3 protein-coding genes (1 of these 3 cut by a window edge) are annotated in these 10,000 nt (G+C 40.0%); 2 read left to right on the top strand and 1 reads right to left on the bottom strand.

What is annotated here, in order from left to right; translation table 11 throughout:
- Positions 1-896 carry the 3' portion of a 4Fe-4S binding protein gene (locus HVN35_02350; GenBank protein NYB51393.1) on the top strand. It extends 343 nt beyond the left edge of the window, so the window shows 896 of its 1,239 coding nt (coding positions 344-1,239); its start codon lies off the left edge, out of view; it ends in the stop codon at positions 894-896.
- Between the two features lie 277 nt (positions 897-1,173).
- On the opposite strand, the gene HVN35_02345 is transcribed toward HVN35_02350, so the two are convergent.
- Entirely contained in the window at positions 1,174-1,371 is a 198-nt protein-coding gene (locus HVN35_02345) for a CooT family nickel-binding protein (GenBank protein NYB51392.1), read from the bottom strand.
- Between the two features lie 365 nt (positions 1,372-1,736).
- On the opposite strand from HVN35_02345, the gene HVN35_02340 reads away from it, so the two are divergent.
- Positions 1,737-10,000: DUF11 domain-containing protein (locus HVN35_02340; protein NYB51391.1), on the top strand; the 8,264-nt coding region annotated here is incomplete at its 3' end.

The following is a 10,000-nucleotide window of genomic DNA, read 5'->3' as shown; positions in this document are numbered from 1 at the left end:
ATATATGCCCGGTAGAGGTCATAGGAGTTGAAGGAGTAAAAGAACCCAAAAAACTGGACCTGGACATCACTGGTCCGATCTACATCGTGGACTGCGTAGGTTGTGGCATGTGTGTGGACGAATGTCCAGTGGATGCCATCACACTCCCTGAATATGGGGAAAGCATAACCATTGATGAGGACACTTGTATCAAATGTGGAGTCTGTTCACAGACCTGCCCATGGAACGCAGTGTTCATATCAGGCAAAAAACCAGAAAAACGTACCAAAGAACTCAAAAAGTTCGAATTGGACACAGAAACATGCATCGGTTGTAACGTTTGTGTAGAAGCTTGTCCTGGAGACTTCATAGTCCCCAAAGCCTCTTCGCTAACTGTGGAACTACCTGAAATATGTACCTACTGTGGACTGTGTGAAAACATGTGTCCAGTGGATGCCATCGACCTGGACGTCGAATTAGGACCATCCAAACCTGCATCAGAGTCAGGATTAGTATGGGACGAATCCAAATGCGAATTCGTTGGAGCATGTGCTCGAATCTGCCCCAATGATGCCATGAGGGTGGTTACAAAAACCGGATTCCAAGTTCCAGGAGACGAAGAAGTCGGTGGAGAACCATCATTCGCCATGTGTACTCGATGTGGAGCATGCACTGTAGCCTGTCCCAATGATGCATTAAGTCTGGTGGAAATGGACAAAGTTATTGACGGTGAAGTTGTAAAACGGAACCGGATTCAGTACAGTCCTGATAAGTGTACCGAGTGCGGTGACTGTGTGGATGTGTGCCCATACAACATGCTGAAACTCACCGAAGATAAGGTGCCACTTAAAGGATTCTGTATACTATGTGACCAGTGCATACCTGCCTGTCCACATGATGCATTGTCCCTGAAATAGGCCATCAGTCCCAAAAAAATAAGACAAAACAAGTTTGGTGGAATATTCCACCTCATTTCTTTATTTTTTTAGTTTTTTAGTTTTTTATTGGATTTTTAGGTTATTAAAAATTTATTTTCAAAATTCTAATCCAAAATTCTAATCTTCTATTTCGTAAAATTTTATAAAAAATAGATTTGATTAAATATAATTCATAAAAAAATCTTAGCATATCTAATGAAGGTTTATAATATCTTAAAATGTCTTTTTGTATCATTAAAAAAGTTTTAGGATGATACTATTTTACCAGTCCTTTTTCATCCACTTCTATGAATATACTATGTTTCTCAAGATCTAATTCAACTATTTGACCTTCTACGGTCATTCCCTGGTTCAAAATGTCCACCATCTCGATTCTATCCCCATAAACTTTGATATGTATAACATCATCCATCAGTTTAATCCCTTTATTATCATAAACAGTTGATTCGCACATTTTTTTCACTCGAATAATTTTTAGATTTTTCTAATTATATTTCTTTAAAAACTTTCAGTATATTATTATATATAATATTTTATTAGTAGAAATAATGAATTTGGTTGATTCAATAAATTTCCCGACTAATTTATGATTTTCATAAAAATCTCAATTTTTGAAGATAAAAATTGAATTAAAGCCTATATAAAAAGTTTTTTTTAATTGATTAGATTTCATAGAAAAAAGTATATACAATGCTGTTTAGAAACAATTAATAATCAAAATTGTAAACTTGGAACAAATTTGAATATATTTATCAAATTTGAATATATTTATCAAATTTGAATATATTTATCAAATCATATACTCTGGGAGAGAGTTGCATGTTGGGGTCTTGGGATAAAAACAAAATAATATTAATAACTATTTTTGCTTTAACTGTTTTTTTTGCTTTGGGCGCAGTTTCAGCAACTGAAAACATTGATGAAAGTTCGAACTACATAACGGATAATAATTCCGCCTTAGAAAATTTAGCTGATAATAATATTTCTACTGAATCTTCTTTTTCTAATTCTATGAATGATTCTGATCATGCCCAAGACCTTCAAAATTCTCCAACATCTTCCCTTTATCCAACCTCACAAGTTCAAGAATCCATAATTAATGGTATAGTTACCAGATGCAACAATGGAAGCTCATTCCCCGGAGTTAATCTTGTTTTGAATTCCATGGATGGAACTGAACTGGCTAGAACCATCACTGATTCTAATGGATTTTTTCAATTTGCCTTCCTGAGCAATGATCGTACTTTTTATGTTACTGCCAGTCACCCGGGGCACATGACTCTAAGTAAACTTGTGACACTTGAAGCAAACACAAATTCACTGGATCACAATTTATATGCTTGGATAAATTTCCAGCTCGGACCAGAACCTACACTAGCCATTAGCACTCCGGGAGAACAATTTTTAAACGAAACATTCGATTTCACCCTTACTTTTGATAACGTGGGTAACGAAACCGGATTTGGGCCCATAATACAACTTATAATGCCGCCTGAGATAGAATTTAATCCTAGTGCGGTAACTTTTCTTACAGTGCCTGTTAACGTAATATATGTGGGTAACTTTACCACCGGCCCATTGGTGGATCCTCTTTCCAAACTTAACGTAACTGGTCCTGCTGGATATCGTCTCTATATATTGGAGTATCCTCTGGGTAGTTATACTAAAGGTCAACCTGCAGCCATCATAAACATAAATGCATTACTCCTGGGTAACGCAACCCTGGGAGTCCCACTAAACATTACAGGTTACCCAGTATTCAGGTTTGGTGCCAATGAAACAGGAATCACCCCTATAAGAGGAAATGCTTCAACTGGGCAAGTAATACCTACAGTTATAAGTATTACAAAAGAATGTAACGCCGAGGAATCTGAGACAGCAACAGGTTACAATTATCTTAGAACTTACACTTTGACAGTTGATGTGGCTAGAGGACGAACAGTCAATGATGTGGTAGTAAGAGATGACCTGCCATATAATATGGAGTTTGTTGAGGTTACTCCACCCTCAGGTGCCACGGTCACTCATTACCCTACCAATGCAGAGCACTGGTTGTCCGTATACCTAGGAAATCTAACTGGAAAGTTAAACACTCCCAAAATAATAACTTACAAAGCATATGCCAACAAAACAGACATATATGGAAATCCAGTTTTAAACCCTAATACTGGAGCTTCCACCAATGCTACCAACAATGCTAATGTTACGGGAACTTATCAATCCATAATAGTTTCCGATGCAGATAACTACACCCTCACTTTACGTTCACTTGCCATACAAAAGTCTTCTCAAGTTGAACCAGTACCAGTAGGTAGTGTAAGCCCAAAACCAGGTGACATCATACGATACACTCTTGATTTCCAAGTATCTGATTATTTCTCCCTGCAGAATGTGGTGATACTCGACACCCTCGGTGATGGTCAGTCATTTATCAGCGGAGTAGTAGAAGGACAAAACCGCAACCCAACTCTTCGAGTACATCTACCCCCAGGTTTTGGACCTAGCTCAGGATGGTTAGACTTCAACTTCAACCTAAGCAACCCCTACCAATTCAACCTAGTTTACAATCCCAGTACAGGAATTAGTTACATAACTTTCAACATCAGTCAGTTATTAATTGACCACGGATATCTTGGAATATTACAGGGCGGTAATTACACTGGAACCAATTATGGTGCAACAAGAGGTTATGTAACCTTTTGGAGTAGAATTAATACCACTTACGTAAATCCCCCTCATGCCAATCCGGAGATAGTTTCAAATGATCCCATTAATAATCGGGTGGATATTTCTGCCAACCTGGTAAACAATCCATCTCAACAGGTCACTGAATCAAGTGGTTCTGAAGTGAGGATAGTGACTCCCACTTCCACTAAAAAAGTATACGCCATTGAAAGAAATGGGGTAATACAATATAACCCTGACCCCAATAACATCCAATTACAACCCGGTGATAAGGTAACATTTTCATTAGAAGTATATGTACCAACAACCAACTTGGAGGCCTTCTGTCTGACAGATTATCTTCCAATTCCACTATTCAGGGCCAGCGAATTCACAAATCTCACTCCTGACACAATAAACACACCCCCACTCCCTGGAAGATGGAAACTAGGGGTTAATGACACATTAACTGTAAATAGTGGAGTAACTCCAACCTTAGTTATAGATACTGCACAAAACACTCTTAACTTCCGATATTGTAACATATTTAATGCTACTCAACCCTACAGTCTGGCTCAAATATGGTTCACAGTTACAGCTACTGGAGATCCTTTTGCTGATGGTCTATACCTGACTAACTGGCTGAATGTTCATTACAACAACACTTTCCAGGAGCAAGACTCTCAAAATATTATAATCAAGTTCCGAATCAACGAACCCATGCTGGCTATTGAGAAAAATGCCACCCCTACCAACAACCTGCAGGCTGGTGATGTGGTTACCTACACAGTTGCCATTACAAACACTGGGCATGGAATAGCTTACAATGTAGCTGTGCAAGACGATCTACTGATCTCAAATCCAGGATTTATATCTAACATTACCATTGCAGCCAGATATGTTGATGGGGTTGCAATTACTGGTTTAAATCTAATGGACATCTTCACCACCGGTGGTTTGAACTTCAGCACACTGTATCCAATTTATCCAGTAAACAGTACCAATAACACCATACTCATAACCTACAATGCCACTTTGAATGGAACTGTTTATCCCCTACAATATATTAACAACACCGTCAACATTACCAAATTTACTGCTTTACCCCCACCCGAAAGCCCCAATTTTGTGGGAAGTCCGGCAATAGATCAGTCCAAATTTTCGGACAATGCTTCGGTGAGAACAGCATCCCCCACCTTCTCTAAAGATTATTTAGGATCAGTATCAGGGCCAAGCACGGGCAGTAATTTGACAATAGGTGAAACTGGCACATTTAGATTCAGTATAACTCTGCCTGCTGGACAAATACAGGATTTATTCATCAGGGACACCTTGCCCAATGGCTTGGTATATGTCAGTCACACCCCTCCCACTTTCAATCCTTCCATATCCTTACCTGCCATGAATTTTTATCAGAATGGTCAAATTCTAACATTTGCCTTTAATGGAACCACTAACATTACCAATGGAACCAACCGCACCTTTTATATTAACCTAACGGTTCGGATGGCCAACAACAACACCGCCAACCCGCCACACACCACTAGCAGGAACCGAGATAACACTGCAACCCTTGACTGGAACAATCCAGGTCACACTCCCCTGACTGATACAGAAAGAGTTACCATTATTGAACCCTGGCTAACAGTTAATAAAATTTTCAACCCCAGCACCATTGAAGGTGGACAAACAACCACCGTAACTATACAAGTTAATAATACCCGTATCAATGCCAGATCAACCGCTTATAATGTAATCATAACTGATTCACTTGCAGGAGCAGGTCAAATATTTGATTTGAGTAGTGTAGTGGAGGTATTCACCCCAAGTGGATTCTCATTCAACTACAACCCTGCAACTTATCTTTTAACTTATACTGGAGGTAACATATCCCAAGGACAATCCTTAAACTTTATATTCAACATCACAGCTTTAACCACGCCCTTTATCGGACCGAGCTATAACAATACTGTCAATGCAACTTACTGGTCCTTGCCATGGGTGGGTGGTGTTCCAGATCCCAACAGCCGTAATTACACTGATAGTGGTTGGGGAGTGGTCAGAACAGGAGATCCAAAAATAAACAAAACTGTGGAAACTTCCACCATCCATGGGAACAGTGGATTACTCACTATAGGAGAAGTAGTTACTTATAAAATTCAAGTAACCCTTCCTCAGGGTTTAAAAACTAACTTAACTATAACTGATACATTACCTGCAGGATTTAGTTATAGAAGTGGCGAATACTGGGTTGACACTTCAAGTTTCAGTGGAACATTACCAACTCCTCCATTAGTTTCTGTTATCGGGCAGAACGTCACATTCCTCTTCAACGGATTAACAAATAGTACTATAAGCAATAACACATTTTACCTATTATTCAATGCCACAGTTCTCAACCAATCTATCAACTTCAATGGAGCCAACAAGAACAACACAGTAGCCCTTAACTGGACTGAAAACACCAGACCACCATTTACTGCATGGGTTAATACCACCATTGTGGAGCCCAGATTAACCGTTTCTAAGGTGGTTACACCTTCCCTTGTGGATGGTGGTGATGTGGTTACTGTGACGTTGAGAGTTAATAATATTGGTACTTCTCCTGCGTATCAAGTGGATATTTCGGATGTGTTGAATACTGTGTTGTTTGATTCTACTACGGTGAGTGTTGTGTCTATTCCGGTTGGGTTTACTTTTTATCCGGGTAGTACGGTGAGGATTGTGGCTAATCCGGGAACGGTTATTAATAATGGTTCTGGGCCTTTGAATTTCGTTTTCAGTGTCCAGGTGAATCTGGATGCTCCTACTAACTCCACCTTCCAGAACTGGGCTAGTATATTATATTCATCCATGCCTGCTGGTTTCAATGAAACCCGGAACTATACTAACACTTCTAATGTGGTGAATATTTCAACGGTTAATCCGGCGATTAGTAAATCTTTGAATGCTACTTCGCAGAGTCTGCCTGGTAATGCGGTTCCTGTGGGTGAAGTGATTACTTATCAATTGAATTTCACGGTTCCTGAGGGTAAAACTTTGAATGTGTCTTTAGTGGATGTTTTACCTGCTAATTTGAGTTATAATGCTGGTTCTGCTTTGATTAAGAGGAGTTCTAGTCGTATAACTGCTACTGGTTTTGATTTCGGTTCGTTTGTTGATCAGTTTATTAGCATAGTTCCAAGTTCTACCACTCCTTTAACTTTCAGTTTGGGTAATGTGACTTATAGTGGAGCTTCTGGTCTTCGCAATGGTACTATTACGCTTATTTTCAATGCTACGGTGTTGAATATTTCTGGTAATGTTAATGGTGTTGTGATTAGAAATAATGGTACTTTGAATTTCACTAACAGCACGGGCAGTGCTAGATCTTTGACAACCAATAATGTGGATGTGACTGTGAGGGAGCCCAGATTAACCATTTCTAAGGTGGTTACACCTTCCCTTGTGGATGGTGGTGATGTGGTTACTGTGACGTTGAGAGTTAATAATATTGGTACTTCTCCTGCGTATCAAGTGGATATTTCGGATGTGTTGAATACTGTGTTGTTTGATTCTACTACGGTGAGTGTTGTGTCTATTCCGGTTGGGTTTACTTTTTATCCGGGTAGTACGGTGAGGATTGTGGCTAATCCGGGAACGGTTATTAATAATGGTTCTGGGCCTTTGAATTTCGTTTTCAGTGTCCAGGTGAATCTGGATGCTCCTACTAACTCCACCTTCCAGAACTGGGCTAGTATATTATATTCATCCATGCCTGCTGGTTTCAATGAAACCCGGAACTACACCAACACTTCCAATATAGTGAATATTACCACTACTTCCCCATCCATAAGCAAGGCAGTAAATGCCACATCTGAACCAGACTCAAAAGTTCCTAATGTCTTCATAGGGGAAGTAGTCACCTACCAGATTACCTTCACAGTTCCTGAAGGGAAAACGCTTAATGTATCATTAATTGACCTTTTACAGTCTAATTTAGGTTATAATACCGGTTCAGCTCTAATTAAGAGGAGTTCTAGCAGTATTACTGCCACAGGCTTTGATTTCGGTTCGTTTGTTGACCAGTTCATCAGCATAAATCCCAGCAATTTATCCCCCTTAACTTTTACTCTGGGGAACGTGACCAACTTAGGTGGACCTGGTCTTGGCAACGGAACCATCACTCTTCTCTTCAACACCACAGTTCTAAACATAGCTGCCAACCAGGCAGGAACACAAATACCCAACAACGCAACCTTGAATTTCACAAACGCAACCGGTGAAAGTCGAAACATCACAGCTATCTGTCCCACGACCCTAAATGTTGTTGTTCCACAAATTTCGGTCACAAAAACAGCAAACCCCACTATTTTAACAGTATCAGATACAGTCACCTTCACCATACAATTACTTAACAACAACAATACCAATGGTGCCCCAGCCTATAATCTCCAAATCACTGATCCCATGACTAATTATGTCCTTGATTATCTTAACATGATTATAGTCCCCAGTGACCCGGCTATAATATTTAACAACTACTCCACTGCCAACCTGTTAAATATAACCATCATCCAGATGAACCAGACCCAGTACCTCAACATTACTTACAATGCTACAGTTAAACCGGGGGTCATTTTCAACTCCACCATCAATAACACTGTAAATGCAACTGGAACCACCCTCCCAGGGGATCATGGTACCAATAATGCCACACCAGGAAACCCTGGAGAAACCAATGGTAAAAGAACAGGAGATCCCACTCAACCAGCAGGCGCGGTTAATGATATAGCTGCCACTGCTAATGCCACTGTAACTACCCGACCACCAAGGGTGTCCAAAAATGTAAATGGAACAAAAACCGTGACACTCACTATAGGTGAAACTGCCACGGAATCCATCAACATCAATCTACCTGTTGGATCTACCAGTGGTTTAAGAGTCATTGATGTTTTACCAACTGGTCTTGCCCCCAGCGGATTCTCCTATGCAGCTACACCAGGAATTAGTGTTAACCAGTTTGTGGTAACATTCCTTGGTGGCAATACCTATGAAATTGACTTTGGAAATGTAACTGTTACCCAGGAGGGAAATTTAACCATAAACTACACAGTTCTGGTGCAGGATATTTCTGGAAACTACAACGGACAGCATTTGACCAACACTGCAACCTTATTCTACCGCAACATAACCGGACATAATGTCAATGCAGGTCAGGACACAGCAACAATACAAATAATCGAACCAAACCTTCAGATTACCAAAACACCAAGCAAAACCAACCTTAATATCGGAGAACAGTTCACATATACCTTATTCATAACTCACACCCCCTCCAGCACAGCCGATGCATATAACTTAATAATTACTGATACATTACCAACGGGAATCACCTTTGTCACAGGCTCAGAGGTATGTCCTGGTTGGAGCTTCACTCAAGCTGGAAACCTGCTAACATTCAAAAGTCCATTCCTGGCTTTGGACGACTACTCAACTATTCTATTCAACTGCACAGTGGACAACAACATCATCCTGGCAGGTCAGAACATTACCAACATTGCCATTCTAAATTACACGTCCATATCCAGCGGTGGAAGAAACTACACTACTAACAACAGCACCCAGATACACATCATAGGGGCAGACCTTCAAGTTATTAAAAATGGAGATACTCAGGTTAATGCAGGACAACAAGTAACCTACACCATAACCGTTACCAATCTGGGACCAGACACAGCCGAAAATGTCACCTTGAATGATATTTTCTCCGCACCATGGTTCACATACTTAGCTAATCCTGAATACTCTTTAAACTTTGGAACATGGACTGCCATCACATCCAGCCCATGGAGTTTAACTCTGGGTAATATGATATCTGGAAATTCCACCAGTGTTCGCATCAGAGCAAATGTCATTGCTTCAGCACCAGCAGGGATTCTAAACAACACTGTTAATGTAACTTCAAACACAACAGATCCTAACCCAAGCAATAATAATAGCACAGCATCAACCAACGTGACCCAAACAGCCGTTTTAACCTTATTGAAAGAGAACAACCCAACCAACATCGTAATAGCCGGCAACAGCCTTCTATATACTTTAACTTTAACTAACACAGGTCCAAGCGTGGCTCGGGATGTAACACTCAAAGATGATACATTATCCAGTTATTATCTTTCCAGATTCTACTCATACAGCGTAAATGGGGGAGCTTGGAGTGTTTGGACAGGTTTCAGTGGACCATTGGTAATTAATGTTACAAATACATCCATTTTCCCAGCCGGATACATGGGTGTTGGTGATATATTCCGGGTTATGATTAATGGTACTGTGAATGCTTCTGCGCCTAATGGTACTGTGTTGTTGAATAATGGGACTGTTGATAGTAGTACTAGTCCGTTTAATGTGACTTCTAATACTGTGTCTAATGTTGTGGA

It is taken from the genome of Methanobacteriaceae archaeon (assembly GCA_013403005.1).
In the GTDB taxonomy this organism is placed as follows: Archaea; Methanobacteriota; Methanobacteria; order Methanobacteriales; family Methanobacteriaceae; genus Methanobacterium.
The sequence above is the reverse complement of the archived record's forward strand: the minus strand, read 5'-3'. Positions and strand labels throughout refer to the sequence as shown.

Bases quoted from the DNA above. Each gene is read 5' to 3' on its own strand.
- HVN35_02345 (NYB51392.1), bottom strand. From the start codon at position 1,371: ATGTGCGAATCAACTGTTTATGATAATAAAGGGATTAAACTGATGGAT.